The sequence below is a fragment of the Subtercola boreus genome (assembly GCF_006716115.1).
GTDB lineage: Bacteria > Actinomycetota > Actinomycetes > Actinomycetales > Microbacteriaceae > Subtercola > Subtercola boreus.
This window is the reverse complement of record NZ_VFOO01000001.1, coordinates 1,299,431-1,318,308: the sequence shown is the minus strand read 5'-3', so window position 1 is coordinate 1,318,308 and position 18,878 is coordinate 1,299,431. Positions and strand designations below refer to the sequence as shown.

At 68.8% G+C, this 18,878-nt stretch carries 13 protein-coding genes; 5 read left to right on the top strand and 8 right to left on the bottom strand.

Annotated features, from left to right (window positions below):
* Window positions 1-3: 3 nt before the first annotated feature.
* From FB464_RS06140 to FB464_RS06130, 3 genes are read right to left on the bottom strand one after another with little or no spacing between them, the layout of a single operon-like run.
* On the bottom strand, window positions 4-1,314 hold the full coding sequence (locus tag FB464_RS06140; RefSeq protein ID WP_116414648.1) for an O-acetylhomoserine aminocarboxypropyltransferase/cysteine synthase family protein: 1,311 nt from the start codon (window positions 1,312-1,314) through the stop codon (window positions 4-6).
* Window positions 1,311-2,639: a MalY/PatB family protein gene (locus tag FB464_RS06135; protein ID WP_116414649.1), complete on the bottom strand. Its 1,329-nt coding sequence runs from the start codon at window positions 2,637-2,639 to the stop codon at window positions 1,311-1,313. The genes FB464_RS06140 and FB464_RS06135 overlap by 4 nt, the downstream gene beginning before the upstream one ends.
* Before the next feature lie 12 nt (window positions 2,640-2,651).
* Entirely contained in the window at window positions 2,652-4,004 is a 1,353-nt protein-coding gene (locus tag FB464_RS06130; RefSeq protein WP_116414650.1) for an O-acetylhomoserine aminocarboxypropyltransferase/cysteine synthase family protein, read from the bottom strand.
* 135 nt (window positions 4,005-4,139) lie between these two features.
* On the opposite strand from FB464_RS06130, the gene FB464_RS06125 reads away from it, so the two are divergent.
* Window positions 4,140-5,480 carry an LLM class flavin-dependent oxidoreductase gene (locus FB464_RS06125; RefSeq protein WP_116414651.1) on the top strand — a complete coding sequence of 447 codons (1,341 nt, stop codon included), beginning with the start codon at window positions 4,140-4,142 and terminating at the stop codon, window positions 5,478-5,480.
* A gap of 121 nt (window positions 5,481-5,601) precedes the next feature.
* Here FB464_RS06125 and FB464_RS06120 read toward each other — a convergent pair whose 3' ends face one another.
* Entirely contained in the window at window positions 5,602-6,738 is a 1,137-nt protein-coding gene (locus FB464_RS06120) for an endonuclease domain-containing protein (protein ID WP_142206622.1), read from the bottom strand.
* A 372-nt stretch (window positions 6,739-7,110) separates the two neighbouring features.
* Between FB464_RS06120 and FB464_RS06115 the strand changes: the two genes are divergently transcribed.
* Entirely contained in the window at window positions 7,111-8,178 is a 1,068-nt protein-coding gene (locus FB464_RS06115; protein ID WP_116414653.1) for an NYN domain-containing protein, read from the top strand.
* A gap of 61 nt (window positions 8,179-8,239) precedes the next feature.
* Here the strand turns inward: FB464_RS06115 and FB464_RS06110 are convergent, their stop codons facing one another.
* Complete coding sequence (locus FB464_RS06110) at window positions 8,240-10,786, bottom strand: carboxypeptidase-like regulatory domain-containing protein (RefSeq protein WP_116414654.1); 2,547 nt, start codon at window positions 10,784-10,786, stop codon at window positions 8,240-8,242.
* A gap of 111 nt (window positions 10,787-10,897) precedes the next feature.
* On the opposite strand from FB464_RS06110, the gene FB464_RS06105 reads away from it, so the two are divergent.
* Complete coding sequence (locus FB464_RS06105; protein WP_142206621.1) at window positions 10,898-12,187, top strand: LCP family protein; 1,290 nt, start codon at window positions 10,898-10,900, stop codon at window positions 12,185-12,187.
* 24 nt (window positions 12,188-12,211) lie between these two features.
* Here the strand turns inward: FB464_RS06105 and FB464_RS06100 are convergent, their stop codons facing one another.
* A complete protein-coding gene (locus FB464_RS06100) occupies window positions 12,212-14,176 on the bottom strand; it encodes a DEAD/DEAH box helicase (RefSeq protein WP_116414656.1) in 1,965 nt (654 codons plus the stop codon).
* Window positions 14,177-14,371: 195 nt separating this feature from the next.
* Between FB464_RS06100 and FB464_RS06095 the strand changes: the two genes are divergently transcribed.
* Complete coding sequence (locus FB464_RS06095) at window positions 14,372-14,788, top strand: hypothetical protein (protein WP_116414657.1); 417 nt, start codon at window positions 14,372-14,374, stop codon at window positions 14,786-14,788.
* A gap of 65 nt (window positions 14,789-14,853) precedes the next feature.
* Here the strand turns inward: FB464_RS06095 and FB464_RS06090 are convergent, their stop codons facing one another.
* Both FB464_RS06090 and FB464_RS06085 read right to left on the bottom strand, forming a co-directional pair.
* Complete coding sequence (locus FB464_RS06090) at window positions 14,854-15,711, bottom strand: 3-hydroxyacyl-CoA dehydrogenase (protein ID WP_116414658.1); 858 nt, start codon at window positions 15,709-15,711, stop codon at window positions 14,854-14,856.
* Between the two features lie 43 nt (window positions 15,712-15,754).
* A complete protein-coding gene (locus FB464_RS06085) occupies window positions 15,755-16,366 on the bottom strand; it encodes a TetR/AcrR family transcriptional regulator (protein WP_246092949.1) in 612 nt (203 codons plus the stop codon).
* A gap of 76 nt (window positions 16,367-16,442) precedes the next feature.
* Here FB464_RS06085 and FB464_RS20145 point away from each other — a divergent pair, with 76 nt between their 5' ends.
* Window positions 16,443-18,863 carry an alpha/beta fold hydrolase gene (locus FB464_RS20145; protein WP_142206620.1) on the top strand — a complete coding sequence of 807 codons (2,421 nt, stop codon included), beginning with the start codon at window positions 16,443-16,445 and terminating at the stop codon, window positions 18,861-18,863.
* Window positions 18,864-18,878: the final 15 nt, after the last annotated feature.

The window sequence follows — 18,878 nt, the reverse complement described above, 5'->3', positions numbered from 1 at the left end:
CGCTCAGGGACAGAGCGCCTGCTCCAGATCACCGATCAGGTCGCCGGCGTCTTCGATGCCGATGGAGAGCCGCACGAGGCCGGGCATGATGCCGAGCTGCTCCTTCAGTTCTGTCGTGAAGGATGCGTGCGTGGTCGTCGACGGATGCAGCGCCATCGAGCGGGTGTCGCCGATGTTCGTCATGTGGCTGAAGATCCGCAGGCGGTTGAGGAACCGCCGGGCACCCTCCTGGCCGCCGCGGACGGTCACCGCGAAGATCGAGCCGGTGCGTCCGCCGTAGAGTTCCGCGGCGAGGGCGGTGCGTCCCGAGCCCGTAAGCCCCGCGAAATCGACGCTCTCGACCTGCGGCTGCTCCGCCAGCCAGTGCGCGATGGTCGCCGCGCTCGTGAGGTGCTGCTCCATGCGGAGCGAGAGCGTCTCGATCCCCTGGTGCAGCAGGAACGCGTTGAACGGCGAGAGCGCCGGGCCGATGTCGTTGACGACAGCCTCCCGGGCCGCCCGGGCGTAGGCGGTGCTGCCGTACCGCGTGAGAAAGGACGGGCCGCCCTTTGCGGGAGGCTCCACGATCAGGGGATAGTGCCGCGCTGACGCTGCCCAGTCGAAGGTGCCGCCATCGACGATGGTGCCGGAGAGCGCGGCGCCATGGCCGCTGAGGAACTTCGTCGACGAGTGCACGACGACCGCCGCGCCGAACTCGATCGGCCGGATCAGGTAGGGGGTGGCGATGGTGTTGTCGACGACGAGCGGGATGCCGTGCCGCGCCGCGACCCGGGCAACGTGTGCGAGGTCGACGATGTCGTTCTTCGGGTTCGGAATGGTCTCGGTGAAGATCGCCTTGGTGGTGGGGGTGATCATCCGGTCCCACTCGTCGTCGTCGAGCTCGTTCCAGACGTAGTCGACCGCGACACCCATGCGGGCGAAGCTCCGGCCGAAGAGCACACGCGTTCCGCTGTAGATCGACGCGGTCGACACGATCCGTTCGCCGTGCTGGGCGAGGGCGAAGAGAGCGGCGGTGATCGCGGCCTGGCCGCTGGCGACGACGATGGCCTCCGTGCCGCCTTCGAGTGAGGCGATGCGGCGTTCGGCGACCGCGCCGGAGGGGTTCCGCTGGCGGGAGTAGATCAGCCCGTCAGCCTCGCCAGCGAACCGCCCGACGGCGTCGTCGAACGAGTCGAACCGGTACCCGGCCGTCATCGCGATCGGCTGCACCCTGGCACCGTTGGCCGGGTCGTCGACCTCGCCGGCGTGCACCTGGCGGGTGGCGAAGGCGTACCCCTCCCAGTCGTACTCGGGGGTGTTCCGGTCGTCCGTCATCGGAGGGAGCCTTTCGGTGTGGGTGCTGCGGCGGTTCCGGATGCCCGGCGGCGCCTGACCGCCTCGCCCATCTGTCGCACCGCCTGCTCGAGGATCGGCCCCGGGGTGGCGAAGATCAGCCGCACATACTGCTCGTACCCGTGGCCGCACAGCCGGCCATCCGTGAGCGTCACGCCGGCCTCCTCGCGGAAGAAGTCGGCCAGGCTCTCGCCGGGCCGGAGCGGCAGGTCGAGACCCGCGCAGTCGAGCCACGCGATGTAGGTGGCCTCGGGCACGCGGTAGCGCACGCCGGGCAGGTGAACATCGAGCAACGAGGCAAGCGCGAGCCGCGACCCTTCGAGATAGTCGACCACGTCGGCCAACCACTCCGCGCCTTCGTCGTACGCCACCGCTGAGGCGATCACGCCGGGGGTCGACGCTCCATGCAGCACGGCGAAGCCGAACAGCTGGTAGAGCTCCTCGTCGGCGTCGTTGGACGTGATGAGCTGGGCTGCCTTGAGGCCCGGCAGGTTCCACGCTTTCGAGGCGCTGGTCGCGGTGATGGTGTGCCGCGCGGTGACCGTCGACAGCGATGCGTAGGGGATGTGCGGCACCCCGTTGTAGCGGAGCGGCGCGTGGATCTCGTCGGCGAACACCCGCCCGTTGTGGCGGTCGACGATGGCAGCGATCGCCAGGAGTTCGTCGCGGCTGAGCGCCGTGCCCGTGGGGTTCTGCGGGTTGCAGAGCACGAGCGTGCGGGCGCCGCGCCGGAACGCTTCGTCGATACCGGCGAGGTCGTGCCTCCAGTGCCCGGCTGCAGCGGTGCTCGCATCGGAGCCTGGAGACGCCTCGGTGACCCCCGGAACCTCGATGACCTCCCGGCCCAGGGTGGGCGTGAAACTCAGGAACGGCATATATGCCGGCGTGGGAATGATGACACCCGACCCAGCGGGTGAGAACTTCGTCACCGCTACCTCGAACGCGGCCATGACGTCGGAGACCGCGTGGATGTTGGCGGCCGGTACCCTCCAGCCGTACTGCGACAGCTGCCACCGCGAGCATGCTTCGGCCATCGTCATACTCGTCGCGGGGGAGAGGTAGCCGAGATGGCCGCGATCCACGGCGTCGTGCAGGGCGGCGGTGATCTCCGGGGCGGTGCCGAAGTCCATCTCGGCGACCCAGGCCCCGACTGTGCCGGGGAACAGGCTCCACTTGCGGCTGCTGGGCGTCTCGAGATCGGCCCGGCCGATCAGGTCGAAGCGGTGCGGCGCTGCGTGGTCGGGCGACGCTGCGTGGTCGGGCGGCGCCGCGTGGTCGCGCGACGCGGCGGAGGATGAAGCCGTCATGCGGGCTGACAGCTACACATGGGCGAGTTCCACCGTCTCTACGGGCTGCGAAGCGCGGAGCGCCGCGAACGCGCGCTCGAGGTCGGCGAGCAGGTCATGGTCGTCCTCGATGCCGACGGAGAGGCGCACGAGGCCCTGGGGGATGCCGAGGGCGTTCCGCTGGTCATCCGTGAGGTGCGCGTGCGACGTAGAGGCCGGGTGCAGGATGAGGGAACGCACGTCGCCCATGTGCGACATCCGGCTGAACAACTCGACCGCATCGATGACGGTGCGTGCGGCATCCTTCCCCCCGGCGAGGGTGAAGCCGAAGACCGAGCCCGTGCCGCGCGGGTAGTGCTTGAGTGCGATCGCGTGGGAGGGGTTCGAAGCGAGCCCGGGGTAGTCGACGGAGAGCACCTCCGGCTGCTGTTCGAGCCAGGTCGCGACGGCCAGGGCGTTGCGGCAGTGCCGTTCGACGCGGAGCGACAGCGTCTCGAGGCCCTGCTGCAACAGGAAGGCGTTGATTGGCGAGAGCACCGGGCCGAACCGGCCGGCGATCACCGAACGGGTGTACTCGAGGTAGGCCTTGCGGCCGAACTTCTGCACGAGGGTGGGGCTGCCCGCCCTGCCGATCGGCGTGTTGAACTGCGGGTACTTCTCCGGGTAGCGCGCCCAGTCGAAGTTGCCGCCGTCGACGACGACACCGGCGAGCGAGGCGCCGTGGCCGCTCAGGAACTTGCTGGCCGAGTGCACCACGATGTTCGCGCCGTGCTCGATCGGCCGGATCAGGTAGGGAGTGGATGCCGTGCTGTCGATCACGAACGGCAGGCCCTCCTCGCGGGCGAAGCCGGCGATCAGGTCGATGTCGATGAGGTCGTTCTTCGGATTCGGGATCGTCTCGCCGTAGATCGCGCGGGTGTTCGGGCGCACGCGGCGCTTCCATTCGCTGAGGTCGTGCGGATCATCCACGAACTCGACCTCGATGCCGAGGCGCTCGAAGTTCTCGCGGAAGAGCGTCTTCGAGCCCTCGTAGAGGCTCGGCGTGCTGAGGAAATGATCGCCTGAGCGCAGGATGCCGAGCAGGGCGACGGTGATCGCGGCCTGACCGCTCGCGACGAGCAGGGAGTCGACTCCGCGCTCCATGGCGGTCAGCTTGGCCTCGACGGCGGTATGGGTCGGGTTGGCATAGCGCGTGTAGACCAGCCCGCCATCCTGCCCCGCGAAGCGCGCCTCCGCGTGGTCGAAGGAGTCGAAGAGAAAGCCGGCTGTCAGGTAGATCGGGGTGATGCGGGCGCCGAACTCGGCGTCGACGACCTCGCCGGCGTGCACCTGCTCGGTGCTGAAGCCGAAATTGTCCTCGCCGTATGCCTGCTGGGTGGTTGTCATCTGCCCTACCTGTGTTCGTGCCTCTGCTCGTTCTCGATTCCGCCACGCTACGGGTTCGGGCCCCGGGAGCGTCGGCCTCCCTTCACATGACGAAACATTGGGCCTCGTTCCGGGCGTCTCGCCCAGACTGGAGGCATGTCACAGCTCCAGCACTTCGGATGGTTCTTCGGCCGGGGATTCGGCCCGCAGGGCTGGGGCCGGCCGGACTACCGGTGGAACTACGCCTGGCAGCGCCCCGACCTCTACCAGCAGTCGGCGCGCGAACTCGAGCAGGCCGGCTTCGACCTGCTGATCGTCGAGGATGCGCTCTCGCTCGGCTCGCCCGCGACGCTCCCGCTCCGCGTCGATTCGGCGTACGGCGGACCCAAGCACGACCCGCTGATGCTCGCCCCCTACCTCTTCGGCGCGACCACGCACCTCGGCGTCGCGCCGACCGTCAACGCCGGCGCCTACCCGCCGTACCTCGCCGCCCGCCAGTTCGCGACCCTGCAGCACCTCAGCAGCAACCGGTTCGGGGTGAATGTGGTCACGGATGTGAAGAGCGCCCGGCACTTCGGCCTGCCCGAACTCGCTCACGACGCCGCCTACGACCGTGCCGAGGAGTGGTTGGCGGTGGTGCGGCGGCTGTGGCACAGCTGGGGGGAGGGTGCATATCTGGGGGATGTCGCATCGGGCCGGTTCGCGGATGCCTCCCGGCTGGACGCCTTCGAGCATCGCGGCGAGTACTTCTCGCTCGACGGGCCGTTGAACGCGCTGCCGTTCGACAGCGCTGGTGATGGTGATGGCGCGGGGGATCCCGTGATCGTGTCACCGGGCGGATCGGGTCGCGGCCTCGCCTTCGCCGGGCACCAGTCCGACGTGCAGCTCGCGCTCGCCCCGCTCGACGCGTCGAGCGTGCGGGAGTACCGCGCGCGCATCCACTCCGCGGCGATCGCAGAGGGTCGTGCACCGTCCGACATCGCGGTGCTCTTCGTGATCAAGCCCGAGATCCTGGGCAGCCAGGAGGAGGTGGATCGGGTCGTGCGGGAGTCCGAGCATCCGACCGACGAGGTGCTGCTCTCGGTTCTCGCGGCGCAGTCGAGCGACCTCGAGACCGACCTCACCGGGCACGACCTCGACCGGCCCCTGCCCGCCGGCGTCTTCGGGCAGCACGTGTCGGAGGGCACGATCAACAACCTCGTGGGCCGCGGCGGTTCGCTCACGTCGGACACCGTGCGCCAGATCGCGACCCGCAAGGCCCGGAAGGGACGCCTCGCCGACGGCTCGGGCTTCGTCGGCACCGCGGTGCAGTTCGCGGACTTCGTCGAAGAGCTCGGGGAGTCGGCCGACAACGACGGTTTCATCATCAACGGCGACCTCCACCCCGTCACCCTGCACCGGATGCTCGACGAGACCGTGCCCGAGCTCCGCCGCCGCGGCATCCTCCGCACCTCCTTCGGCGGCGGCGGCCTCCGCGCCAACCTCCGCGACTTCTGACCCCCCTCCTCCCTCCCTTTCCCCTCCCCGCTCCCTCCCCTCCCCGCTCCCTCCCCTCCCCGCCCCCCTCCCGCGCCCCCACCTCTCACCGCCTTCCGCGTCGAATCGATTCGATCGGTCGCTAACTGCTCCCATCCCGCTCTTTTCCAGCAGTTCGGGTCCCATCGAATCGATTCGACATGCGTGCCGCAGGCACAGGGCGCGGTCGGCGGGCGGGACGGCGCCAGCCGGCCCGCTGGAGGGCGACGGTGACGCGGCGCACCGTGTCGCGCGGCTCGCGGAAGAGTCCGCGCTTCCGAACGCGGATGACCGACCACCCTGCCTGCGTCACACGCTCCACCCTGGTCATGTCGAGCTCGTACTGCTCGTCATCCGTGCGGTGCTGGTCACCGTCGTACTCCACGATCACCTTCCACTCCCGGTAGACGAGATCGAACCTGCCGATGCGCCCCCGCTCGTCGTCGATCGTCGGGTTCACCTCGGGCGAAGGCAGCTTGGCATCGTTCAGGAGGAGCCGCAGCAGGGACTCCGGCCTCGACTCGGCACCCGTCACGACCAGCTTGATCGCCGCGCGGGCCACGGCCGCACCTGGCCCGACGAACTCTCGGGTCCGGGATTCGAGTTCTTCGAGCGTGACGTGTGGGCGAAGCGGATCCGACCGATCTGGGAAGACCGGCCTGTGGAGGAGATGATCACCGACGGCCACGAGCTCATTCAGGGGTAGAAGACCCGCCAACGCGAGCCAGGTCGACGCGGCATCCGAAACCGGAAGCCCGTGGCGCAGGGCCCGCACGTCGGCGCCCTGCGCGATGGTGTGCCCTGCGGTTCCGGATGCCCGCCGCGCCCGACCCGGACGGCACACCGCGACGTGCAGAACCCGGTCGCGGTAACGAGCTGCCAGGGGTGCGTTCCACAGTTCGGCAGCGGTCACACCGCAGAAAACCTCTCCCGGGCGGAGGAGCAGCGCCAGAGCCCCGCAGTCGGCGAGGAACCGCTCGCGCCGCTCACGTTCGGCGCGCCCGGCGCGCTCCGCTGCGTCGGCGGCCTGGGGTCGGCCCGTGCGCGGGTGCCATTGGCCGGGCATCGGGGCCTCGGAGGGCGGTACAGCCTGGACGGTGCGGATCCGGCGGACGCCCCGGAACGGAGCTTCGAGGTCGGACCCGCGGAGACGTCCGGCGCCCACCCCCGCAGCGCGGGCCTTCGACACGAGGAACGAATGACGCGGGAGGGGCTGGGGGAGTGAGGTGGCTTCTCGCATCCGCACATCTTGCCCCGCACCCGCCGTCCCTCGCCCGACTTATCCACACCCCCACCTCCCCTCCTCCCTCGCTCCCTCCGCCCTTCCTCCCTGCCCCGCGCTCGCGCCGCCGCGTCGAATCGATTCGATGGGGCCCGAACTGCTCGAATGTGGCGCGATGGGAGCACTTGGCGTCCTATCGAATCGATTCGACGCAGGGTGGCTGGGAGAGAGGGGGGCGAGCGGGCGAGGGGCGCGGGAGAGGGGAGAGGGGCGCGTGAGGAGGGGCGCGGGCGAGGGGGGCGAGGGGCGCGGGAGGCGGGGCGCGGGCAAGTAGGCCAGACTGGAGGGGCGGCCGATCCGGGCCGTGAGACAGCGGCTGAGGAGCTCACCATGACCGAACCGAGTGATTCACGCGTCGGCCTCTACATCGACTTCGACAACATCGTCATCTCGCGCTACCAGCAGTTGCACGGGCGGCAGGCCTTCCAGCGTGACGGGATCCGCGACTTCGACCGCTCGAAGCAGGGCGCCGATCCTGAGGTCGCCGCACGCCTCGCCGCGGCCACCGTCGACTTCGACGCCATCATCGACTTCGCCGCCTCGTTCGGCACCATGGTCGTGAACCGGGCCTACGCCGACTGGTCGGTGCCCGTCAACGCGAGCTACCAGCGCCAGCTCATGTCGCGCGCCGTCGACCTCACCCAGCTCTTCACCACGACCACCCGCGGCACCAAGAACGGTGCAGACATCCGGCTCGCCGTCGATGTGGTCGAAGACCTGTTCCGCCTGCCCGACCTGACCCACGTGATCATCGTCGCCGGCGACTCCGACTACATCGCCCTCGCCCAGAAGTCGAAGCGTCTCGGCCGGTTCGTCGTGGGTATCGGCGTCGCGGGTTCGACGAGCACGTCGCTGGCCGCGGCGTGCGACGAGTTCGAGGACTACGACTCGCTCCCGGGCATCCAGAAGGTGACGGTCGTGCCGCCCTCAGGCGATACGGCCGACGGGGATACAGGCGCAGCGGCCTCGGGTTCGCGGTCGTCGCGGCGCCGCCGATCGGGGGCTCCGGATGCTGCGGGGTCGACCGAACCGGCGGAATCCGAGCCCGCCGCCACGGCCCCTGCGCCGCGCCGGGTGTCGACGATCCCGATGTTCTCGCACACCGAAGATGTCGCGTTCGACGAGCCCGACCAGGCCGACGACGTGGATCCGCAGACCTTCGCGACCGAACTGCTGCTCCGCGCGCTGCAGATCGGACACGCCAAGGGCGACGCCGAGGAGTGGCTGAACACGGGCACGGTGAAGAACCAGATGCGCCGGATGGATCCGTCGTTCAACGAGAAGCCGCTCGGCTACCGCTCGTTCACCGACTTCCTCTCGTCGCGGGACGACGTGGCCGAGCTCAGCGAGGAGGGGCCGCAGCGCCTCATCCGGTTGCGCCCGAGCGCCGACGCCTGAGCCCTGATACCTGAGCCCCGATACCTGAGCCCCGACGCCTGAGCCCCGATACCCCCGCGAGCTAGGGAACGATCTTCCCCGTCGCGAGGCTGGTCGTCGTCACCGGCTTGTACCCCGTCTTCGACCCGGTCACGCTCACGGTCAGCGTCTTCCCCACGTCGGCGCTCGTCGCGACGTACGAACTGGATCGCGCCCCCGAAATCGCGACGCCGCCCGACTTCCATTGGTAGGTGAACGTCTCGGGAGCCGGGGTCCACGTGCCGGGTGTCGCCGTGAGCCTCTTGCCCACCTGGGTCGTGCCGGTGACGGTCGGCACCGCCGTCTTCGTGAAGGTGAGCAGCTTGTTCGAGAGGGAGGCGTTCGAGGTGGCGGTCTGCCCCGCTGTCAGCGGGATCGGCGTGGCCGCGGTGAGGGTCGCCTTGTCGTTCCAGAACTCGTCCTGGTACTTGACGCCGCCGGTGCCGTCGAGGCTGTTGCCGGTGGAGTAGTCGGTGAACCCGACCTTGTAGCTTCCGGGCGACAGGCCGGGGAGCGTGTAGCGGCCCGACGAGTCGGTGCCCGGGTTGTAGAAGTCGGTCAGTCTCAGGTAGCTGCCGTTCACGAGACGCCATACCGGCACGGTGACACCCGAGACACCGCTGCCTGACGCGTCGGTCACCGTTCCGCTGATCACCACGGCCTTCGCGAGTGTGATGTCGGTGCCCGCGCGGGTGGCGCCTGCTGCGAGGGTGATGGGGTCGGCCAGGTCGGCGGTCGGCTTGTTCTTCCACCACGTCTGCGACTCGAACGCCTGGTTCGAATAGTTGTTCCGGAACTGGAGCCTGTACGTGTCAGCGGCGAGTCCCGAGATGACGTACTGGCCCGAGGCATCCGTGAATCCGCTGCCGACATAGTCCCCGGCTCGCGTGTAGGCCGTCACATTGACGTTCGGCAGGGGCGTGGCCGGTGTGCCCGCGCCCGTGACCGTGCCGGAGATCGACGCCGACTTGGCGAGCACGAAGCTCCTGCCCGTGACCGGTGTGCCCGCGGTCAGCGTGACGACGGTGGCCTTCTCCCGCGTGGGCTGGTTGTTGTACCAGCCGGACGAGACGAACGAGGTGCTCGCGTTGTTGTAGAACTTCAGCTTGTAGGAGCCCGCAAGCAGGCCCGGCAGCGTGTAGTTCCCGGCGGAGTCCGTGTACGCCGAGGCCGCGTAGGTGTTGTCGTCGCCCGGGTAGGCCACGACGTTGATCCCCGCCAGGGGCGTCGTCGGTGAACCGGAACCCTTCACACTGCCCGAGATCGAAGTGCCCTTCGGGAGCGTGAGGTTCTTGCCGGTGACCACCTGCCCGCTCGTCACGGTGATGACGTCCGCCAGCGCCATCGTCGGTTTGTTCTTCCACCACGCACTCGAGACGAAGGTGCTGTTGGAGGAGTTGTTGAAGAAGAGCTTGTACGAGCCGGCCGGGAGCCCCGACACGGTGTACGCGCCGGTGGAATCGGCGTAGCCGTAGCCGGCGTAGCTTCCGGCTGTCGTGTAGGCGGTGACCGACGTCATGAGCGGAACAGCGGGAGTGCCAGCGCCCGTCACCGTTCCGGAGATCGAGGCCACCTTGTCGAGCACGATGTTGTTGCCCGTGGACTGCTTGCCCGAGGCGACGGTGATCGTGTCGGCGGTCTCCTGGGTCTGCTTGTTCCGCCACCAGGTGGAGGAGAGGAAGTCGTCGTTCTGGTAGTTGTTGAACAGAAGCTTGTAGGTGCCTCCGGCGGGCAGCACGAGCACATACTTGCCCGTCGCGCTCGTCGAGGTCGAGCCGGCGGTGAACCCCGTGTCGGCGTACGCGGTGACGTAGACGTTCGCCAGCGCGACCGGCGTCGCCGCAGACCCCTTCACGGTGCCGCTGATCGTGGTGACCTTGTCGAGCACGATGTTCTGGCCGGTGAGGGACTGGCCAGCGGCGACCGGGAAGACGTCCGCGGACTGTTGGGCCGGCTTGTTCTTCCACCAGGTGGTCGAAGCGTAGGCCGCGTTCGTGTTGTCGAACCTCAGGGTGTAGGAATCGACGGAGAGGCCGGAGACCTTGTAGCCGCCCGTGCTCGACGTGGTGGCCGAACCTGCTTCGAGCCCTGTCGCGGTCAGCGCCGTGACCTTCACCCCTGCCAGGGCGACGGCCGGGGTGCCCGATCCTGTCACGGTGCCGGCGATGGATGCTGCGGTGCCGGCCTTCGCGACATACTTCAGTTTCGCGCCGCCGGGGGTGATGGTCTGCGGCGCGGTCTGGCCGCTCGGCTTGCCGTCCCAGTAGCCGGGGAGCAGTCCCGAGCCGGCCTTCGGCGCGACGTAGACGGTGAACAACATCGACGAGAACACGGGGTTCTTCGTGAAGGTTGCCACCCCCGCGGAGTCGGTGGCGAAGTCGAAGGTGTACGACTGGGTCGTGCTCGTCAGCGAGACACGCGCCCCGACCACGGGTTTGCTCGCGGCATCGAGAACCTGCACGCCACCGATGCCCGTGGCCGCCTGCGCCGCCTGCGGGGCGACGAAGACAAGGGCGAGGAGGGCCAGTATGGTGATGAAGGTCGCAACAGTGAATCGTTTCGGTGCGCCCCGCAGAACAATGGCCGTCATGACATCCCCCGCTACCGGGCTGCACGCGGTGCAGACCCGTTCCTCTCGCCCCACAGCGGGCGACCCCGCGAGAAAACTACCAGAATCCTCAGACGGGAGTGAGAGAACTTCGTGACAGCCCGACGAATCAGCCCGGCCGGCGAAGCGGTGCTCGCTTTCCTCGTGCCCGGCAGCGCCCAACTGCGCGCCGGTCGGCGCCTGATCGGCGGCATCGCCGTGGCAGTTTGGCTACTTCTGTGGCTCGCGCTGCTGGTGATCGTGGTGGTGTTCGTCGCCTCCCCGGCCACCGGGTTCGGCCTTGCGGCGAACTCGTCCTGGCTCTCCGTCGCGAGCGCTGTGGCACTCGTTCTCGCGGCACTCTGGTTCGTTCTCGGTGGGTTCACGGTGCAGCTGTTGGTGCGTCGGCGCAGGATGACCGGGGCGGCCCTCGGGCGCCGGATCGCCGTGGTGGCGGCCACCGTGGTCGCGACCCTCGTCTCGGGGGGCATACCTCTTGCTGCGGCCGGAGCGCTTCACACCGTGGCCCAGACCGAGACGCGCCTCTTCGTCGGGTCGCCCGATGTCACCCTGAGCGACGGGCGGCTGAACATCCTGCTGCTCGGAACGGACGCCGGCCCCGACCGGGAGGGCAGGCGCACCGACAGCATCTCCGTGGTCAGCGTCGATGCGGCCACCGGCCGGGTGGTGCTCGTCGGTCTGCCGCGCGAACTGCAGCAGGTGCCGCTGCCGGAAGACTCGCCGTTGCGGGCCGACTACCCGTCGGGCGTGTACGACTGCGGGAACGATTGCCAGCTGGGATTCCTGTTCCAGCGCACCGAGCAGTTCACGCCTGAGGAGTTCCCCGACGCCCTGGCCCAGCACAGCAGCCCCGGCGTCGAGGCGGTACGCGACGCCGCCGAGGGAGCGCTCGGGATGGTCATCCCCTACTACCTGCAGGTCGACATGCTCGGCTTCTCCGCGCTCATCGACGAGGTGGGCGGAGTCGAACTCGACGTCAGCGAACGGCTCCCGATCGACGGTGACGAGAACGGTGTCGGTGTTGCCGGGTACATCGAGCCGGGCACCCAGAGGATGAATGGCACGACCGCGCTCTGGTATGCCCGCTCACGCCAGAGCACCTCGGACTTCGACCGGATGTCCCGCCAGCGCGAGCTCGAGCAGGCTCTGCTCGAGCAGAAGAGCCCGCTCAGTCTCGGGCTGGCCTTCGCGCGGGTGACCGAACGCGATCCCGGTGTGGTGGGGACGGACCTCACCGAAGGCGCGCTCGGACGACTGCTCGCGCTTGCCTCCGCGGCCCGCGACCAGCCCGTCACGACCCTGGAGCTCACACCACCCGCGGTGGACCCGCAGAACCCCGACTACGCCGCCGTGCGAGGGATGGTCGCAGCAGCGCTGGGCTGACAAGGCCGCACGGCGGGCGGGACGCTACTTGTGGCGCGGCTTCCGCTCGGGCCGGTCAGCACGGTCAGCACGGTCAGCGCGCTCCGGGCGCTCAGCGCGGTCGCCGTAGCTGGGGCGCGAGTCGCCGCGCGGCGGCGCGTCGCGCCGGAAGCCCTCCGAACGCACGGCCCCGCCGCGCTTGTCGGGCGCGATCTCGATCAGCTTGCCGCTGATGCGGGTGTCGCGGAGCCGGTCGAGCACGTCGGAGGCCATGTCCACGGGGAGCTCGACGAGCGAGAAGTCCGGGCGGATGTCGATGTGCCCGAAGTCGTCGCGGCTGAGCCCGCCCTCGTTGGCGAGCGCGCCGACGATCTGGCGTGGTTCGACCTTGTGGCGCTTTCCGACCTCGATGCGGTAGGCCTTCATGGGCTTGGTGCTGCGGGGGCGCCGTTCGGGACGCTCGCTCCGATCATCCGAGCCGCCGCGGCCGTCGTGGGTGACGCGGCCCTCGCGCTCCGGGCGAGCGCCCGAGCTGCCGCCTGAGCCCCAGCCCGATCCGGAGCCCGAACGTTCGTCGCGCCCGGGCCGGTCGTCGCGGGTGAAGCGCTGGCCGCGGGCGTCTTCCTCGAGCAGCAGGGGCGTGTCACCCTGCGCCACGACCGCGAGGGCGGCGGCGACATCCGCTTCAAGAACGTCGTGGTGCGCGACGTAGTGGCCGACGATGTCACGGAAGGCGGCGATGCGTTCCTGCTGTTCGAGCGCAGCGGTGATGGCATCGTCGAAGCGCGCGAGCCGGGTGACGTTCACGTCGTCGGCGGTCGGCAGCTTCATCTCGGTCAGCGGCTGGCGGGTCGCCTTCTCGATCGCACCGAGCAGCCGGCGTTCGCGCGGGGTGACGAAGCTGATCGCGGCTCCGCTCCGGCCGGCACGACCGGTGCGGCCGATGCGGTGCACGTATGATTCGGTGTCGATCGGGATGTCGTAGTTCACGACGTGGCTGATCCGGTCGACGTCGAGACCGCGGGCAGCGACATCCGTTGCGACCAGAATGTCGAGCTTGCCCGACTTCAGCTGGTTCACCGTGCGCTCGCGCTGCGCCTGCACGACGTCGCCCGAGATGGCGGCGGCCGAGTACCCGCGGGCCCGGAGCTTCTCGGCGAGGGCCTCGGTCTCGCTCTTGGTGCGCACGAACACGATCATGCCCTCGAAGTTCTCGACTTCGAGGATGCGGGTCAGGGCATCCACCTTCTGCGGGTACGAGACCATGAGGTAGCGCTGCGTGGTGTTCGCCGACGTGGTCGTCTTGTTCTTGACCGTGATCTCTTCGGCGTCGTTGAGGTACTGCTTCGAGATGCGGCGGATGGCGGCCGGCATCGTGGCCGAGAAGAGGGCCACCTGCTTGTCGTCGGGGGTGTCGGCGAGGATCGTCTCGACGTCTTCGGCGAAGCCCATCTTCAGCATCTCGTCGGCCTCGTCGAGCACCAGGTACTTCAGCTCGGAGAGGTCGAGGGTGCCCTTGGCGAGGTGGTCCATGATGCGGCCGGGGGTGCCGACGACCACGTGCACACCGCGGCGGAGGGCCGAGAGCTGCACGCCGTAGGCCTGGCCGCCGTAGACCGGCAGCACGTGCACACCGCGCATCTGGGATGCGTACTGCTCGAACGCCTCGCAGACCTGCAGGGCGAGTTCGCGGGTGGGGGAGAGCACGAGCGCCTGCGGCTTCTTCGCGCTCACATCGAGACGGCTCAGGATGGGCAGCGCGAACGCTGCCGTCTTGCCGGTTCCGGTCTGGGCGAGACCCACCACATCGCGCCCGGCGAGGAGCGGCGGAATGGTCGCGGCCTGGATGGCGGAGGGGGTCTCGTAGCCGATCTCGCGCACGGCCTTCAGGACGGCGTCGCTCAGTCCGAGGTCGGCGAAGGTGAGGGTGGCCTCGGCGGGAGCGGCGGGCGACGCCTCGAGGTCGGCGCTCGTGGCGGCGCTCGGGTCGGCGTTCGTGTCGGTGGTCATAGTCAAACGGTAGTCGGTTCCGGGCCGGGCCGCGGCTGGTGGGGGGTGTGAAGAACTCTGCAGAGACGAAAGTTTGCGGATGTGAAAGATTTTTCGTGTCAAGGGAATCAGCAGACCGGCAGCGAGGTTACAGTTTCGGTACCGCCGGTGGTACCGTCTGCCTCAGGCAGATCCGCACTCCTGAAAGGAAGATCCGTGGCCGACACGACTCCTGATTTCGCCTCCTCCTTCGCACGCAACCTGGAGCAGCAGGCGCCGCCGCCCGTTCACCACCTGATGGGTCCCGAGGAGAACGTCACGCGGATCATGCAGACCGGCAAGGTCTGGTTCGTCGCTGCGGTCGGTTCCGTGGCCCTCGTGGTCAGTGTTCTCGCGGCATCGGGCTGGCGCCCGGCGCTCCTCACCGGCGGTCTCGCGGTGCTGTTCTGGGCCGCGTCCTTCCTGGTTGCGCTGAGCGTCGGGCTCATCGGATGGTCGGGGTGCCCGATTCTCGAGGTCGATGTTCCGACGGCCGACCGCAACAAGACGCTCACGATGCAGCTCGGTACGATGCTGTTCATCGTCGGCGGCGCGGTGGCACTGCTCGCGATCCTGCTGGGGCCGGCCCGCTAGCAGCGCCGGCCCGCAGCCACAGGCTGGAACAACTCAGCTCCGCTGCGATTCAGTAGCGCAGCCTCTCAGTACCGGTAGAAGCCCTCGCCGGTGGCGACGCCGAGCTTGCCCTTGTCGATGTACTGCTCCTTCAGGAATGCCGCGAAGGCCTGGGACCCGGCGTCAGGGTTGGCCGACGCGATGTTGTACGGCGTCGTGAGCCCGATCACGTCGTAGATCTGGAACGGACCGACCGGTGCGCCGGTCGCGATCCGCCAGGTCTTGTCGATCGTCTCGACGTCGGCGAACCCGCCGACCAGCAGCCCGGCCGCCGCGTTCAGGAACGGCACGAGCAGCGAGTTCAGAACGTAACCGGCCTTCTCCTTCTTGAGCTCGATCGGAACGAGGCCGCTGCCGGTCGCGAACTCCACGACGGCCTGGAACACGGCCGGATCGGTGTCGGCAGTGCCCATCACCTCGGCCGTGTTCTGCCGCCAGACGTTGTTCGCATAGTGCAGGGCGAGGAAGCGGTCGGGCCGGCCGGTGTACTCCTTCAGATCGCTCGGCAATAGCGTGGACGAGTTCGTCGCGAAAATCGTCTTCTCCGGAGCGAGGGAGGCGAGCTTCGTGTAGGTGTCGCGTTTCACGTCGAGATTCTCGGGCACCGCCTCGATCACGAGGTCGGCGTCGGCCACGGCCGCCCCGAGGTCGCTGGTGACGCGGATGCCCGCCAGCACCCGCTCGCCTCGACCCTCGCCCCCGCCGCCCACCTTGTCGGCGGTGTAGACGCCGGCGAGTTTCGCGAACCGCTCCCGCGCGGCAGCCACAAGCTCGTCGGAGAGGTCGTAGGCCGTGACGTCGTAACCGAACCAGGCAGCCTGGAACGCGATCTGCGAACCCAGGACGCCGGTTCCGAGCACGGTGACTTTCGTTATCTTCTGCATGTTCTTGCCTTTCTGTTGTGTTGCTGACGGCGGAGAAGCAGTCTCAGTTGTAGATGCTGCGGATCCAGATGCCCGCCAGCACGTCGAGCGCGACCGACTGGTCGACGGCGGGGGTCTCCCCGCTGAACGCCGCCGAGAGCACACGTTCGTTCATCAGGTTCAGGGCGATGGCGAGCTGCCGGGCATCCGTTCCCGCCGGAGCCGCACCGCGGGCCCGCTCGGCGACGATCACATCGGTCGCGTAGCCCACCCAGGTCTGCATCGCCGACGACCAGAGCGCATTCACCTCGGGGTTGCGGAGCCGCGCCCCGATGGCGGCCGCCGACACCGACCGGTGCGCCGCGAAGACGTCGACGAACACGCCGATGGCGCGTCGCCACGCCGCCGCGGGGTCGGTGTCGAAGTCGCGGGGGAGCGTCACCACGCGCTGCTGCACTTCACCGATCACGCGGTCGAGCAGCGCGAGCAGCACCTCGTCCTTCGAGGAGAAGTAGAAGTAGAAGCTCGGCCGGGAGATTCCGGCGCCTGTCGCGAGGTCTTCGATGGAGATCTCGTCGAGGCTGCGCTCGGCCAGCAGCGTCTCGGCGGTGATGAGGATCGCCTCCTGCCGCTCGTCGCCGCTCAGGCGTGTCGTTCTGCGTCCTCGTTGGGCCATGCGACCCACCCTAGCCATTCCGGGCGCTCAGTCAACAGGGTGTTGATTAAGTCGACACCGTGTCTATCATGAGTGCATGACAGAACACATCGATGTGCTGATCGTCGGCGCCGGCCTCAGTGGGATAGGCGCCGCGAGTCACCTCAAGCGGGCCCTCCCCGGCACGACCTTCGCCGTCCTCGAGTCGCGGAGCTCCGTCGGGGGCACGTGGGATCTCTTCCGCTACCCGGGCATCCGCTCCGACTCGGACATGTACACGCTCGGCTACGATTTCCGTCCGTGGACCGACGCGAAGGCGATCGCCGACGGCAGCTCCATCCGGGACTACATCCACGCCACCATCCAGGACGAGGGGCTGGAGCCGAGCATCCGGCTGAACCACCGGGTACTGGATGCCTCGTTCTCGAGTGAGACGGCCCTCTGGACGGTGACCGCCCTCCGAACATCCGCCGCTGAATACCATGCGGGCGACGCGGAAGCCCCGGCCGCCCAGACCGTCACGTTCACCTGCTCGTTCCTCTCGGTGTGCTCGGGCTACTACCGCTACGACGAGGGCTTCACGCCCGCGATCCCGGGGGCCGACACGTTCGAGGGTCGGATCGTGCATCCGCAGCACTGGCCCGCCGACCTCGACCACGCCGGCAAGCGGGTCGTCGTGGTGGGCAGCGGGGCCACAGCGGTCACCCTGGTGCCGTCGCTGGCGAAGACCGCCGAGCAGGTGACGATGCTTCAGCGTTCACCCACGTACATCGCGCCGGTGCCGTCGCGCGACCACCTCGCCGACCGTCTGCGCGGAAAGCTGCCCGCCCAGCTGGCATACGACGTGGTTCGGCTGAAGAACATCGGCTACTCGATGTTCACCTACCAGCTGAGCCGTCGTCGGCCCGAGAAGATGAAGGACATCCTCCGGCGATCCGCCGTGGCGAAACTGCCGGCCGGCTTCGCCGTCGACACCCATCTTGCTCCGACGTACGAGCCGTGGGATCAGCGCCTCTGCGCCATTCCCGACGGTGACCTCTACCGTGCCATCAGCCGGGGGAACGCCGACATCGTGACCGACCGTATCGACGAGATCACTCCCACGGGCATCCGGCTCGCCTCGGGCCAGAGCCTCGACGCCGACATCATCGTGACGGCGACCGGGCTCAACCTGCTGGTGATCGGCGGGATGACGCTGAGCGTCGACGGACGCCCCGTCGACGTGCCGAAGACGCTCAGCTACAAGGGCATGATGCTCGCGGGAGTGCCGAACTTCTCGCTCACTATCGGCTACACGAACGCGTCATGGACCCTCAAGGCCGACCTCGTCGCGAACTATGTGGTGCGTCTCCTGAAGTACATGAAGCGGCACGGCTACCAGACGGTGACTCCGGATGCTCCCGCCGACGTTGCCGCGGGAGACCTCGTGCCGCTGATCGATCTGCAGGCCGGCTATGTACTGCGGAGCGTCGACGCGCTGCCGAAACAGGGGGAGCGTTCGCCGTGGCGGCTCCACCAGAACTACTTGCGCGATTTCCGTCTGTTCCGGGCGGGCCGCATCACCGACGACGTACGGTTCGGCCGGAGGGGTGCAACTCCCACGCTCGCGGAGAAACCCCTCGCCCTGCCCGGCACCGGGTTCGTGACCGTCGACGGGGTGCGACTCCGGCACCGTGACACCGGCTCGGGCGACCCCGTACTGTTGTTGCACGGCATCGGCCAGAGCCTCGAGGACTGGACGGAACAGCACGACCGGCTCTCAGCGACCCACCGGGTGCTCAGCCTCGACCTCCCCGGGTTCGCCTACTCGAACCGCGTGCGGGGAACGGCGACGCTCGGGGCGCTGGCGAGCATCCTGCCCGCCTACCTCGACACCGTCGGCGTGACCGGAGCCGTGCCGGTGATCGGCAACTCGCTCGGCGGTGCCGTGGCGATGACGTTCGCCGCCTCGCATCCCGATCGGGTCTCCGCCCTCGTGCTGGCCGACAGCGCCGGCTTCGGCAGCGAAGTGACCCTCGTGCTGCGGCTGCTGGCCTTCCGGCCGCTCGGGGCGGCGCTGATGCGACCGAACCCGCGGAACTCCGAGCGCACCGTCCAGGCCGTCTTCTACGACCGGGCGTTGGCGACCCCGGAGCGGATCGGGCACTCCTACGCTCTCTCCCAGCGCTCCAGCCACTCCCGCACGATGCTCGAGGTGGCTCGGGATCTCGGGACGTTCCGCGGGGTGCGGCCGGAGTGGCGCGCGACACTGCTCGGGCGCATCCGGTCACTCCACATCCCCATCCTCGTCGTGTGGGGCGACCACGACCACATCCTGCCGTTCAGCCACCTGCGGGCGGCCGTGGACGCGCTGCCGGGTGCAGAGTCGCACGTCTTCACCCGAACCGGCCACATGCCGCAGATCGAGCGGCCCGACGAGTTCGCGTCGGTGGTGGAGGAGTTCCTGCAGGGGGCCGGCGGGGCGCGCGTCTCGGTGCAGGAGGTCGAACCCTCAGCGGTTGCGGCAGCCACCGAATAGAACCGAATAGAGCAG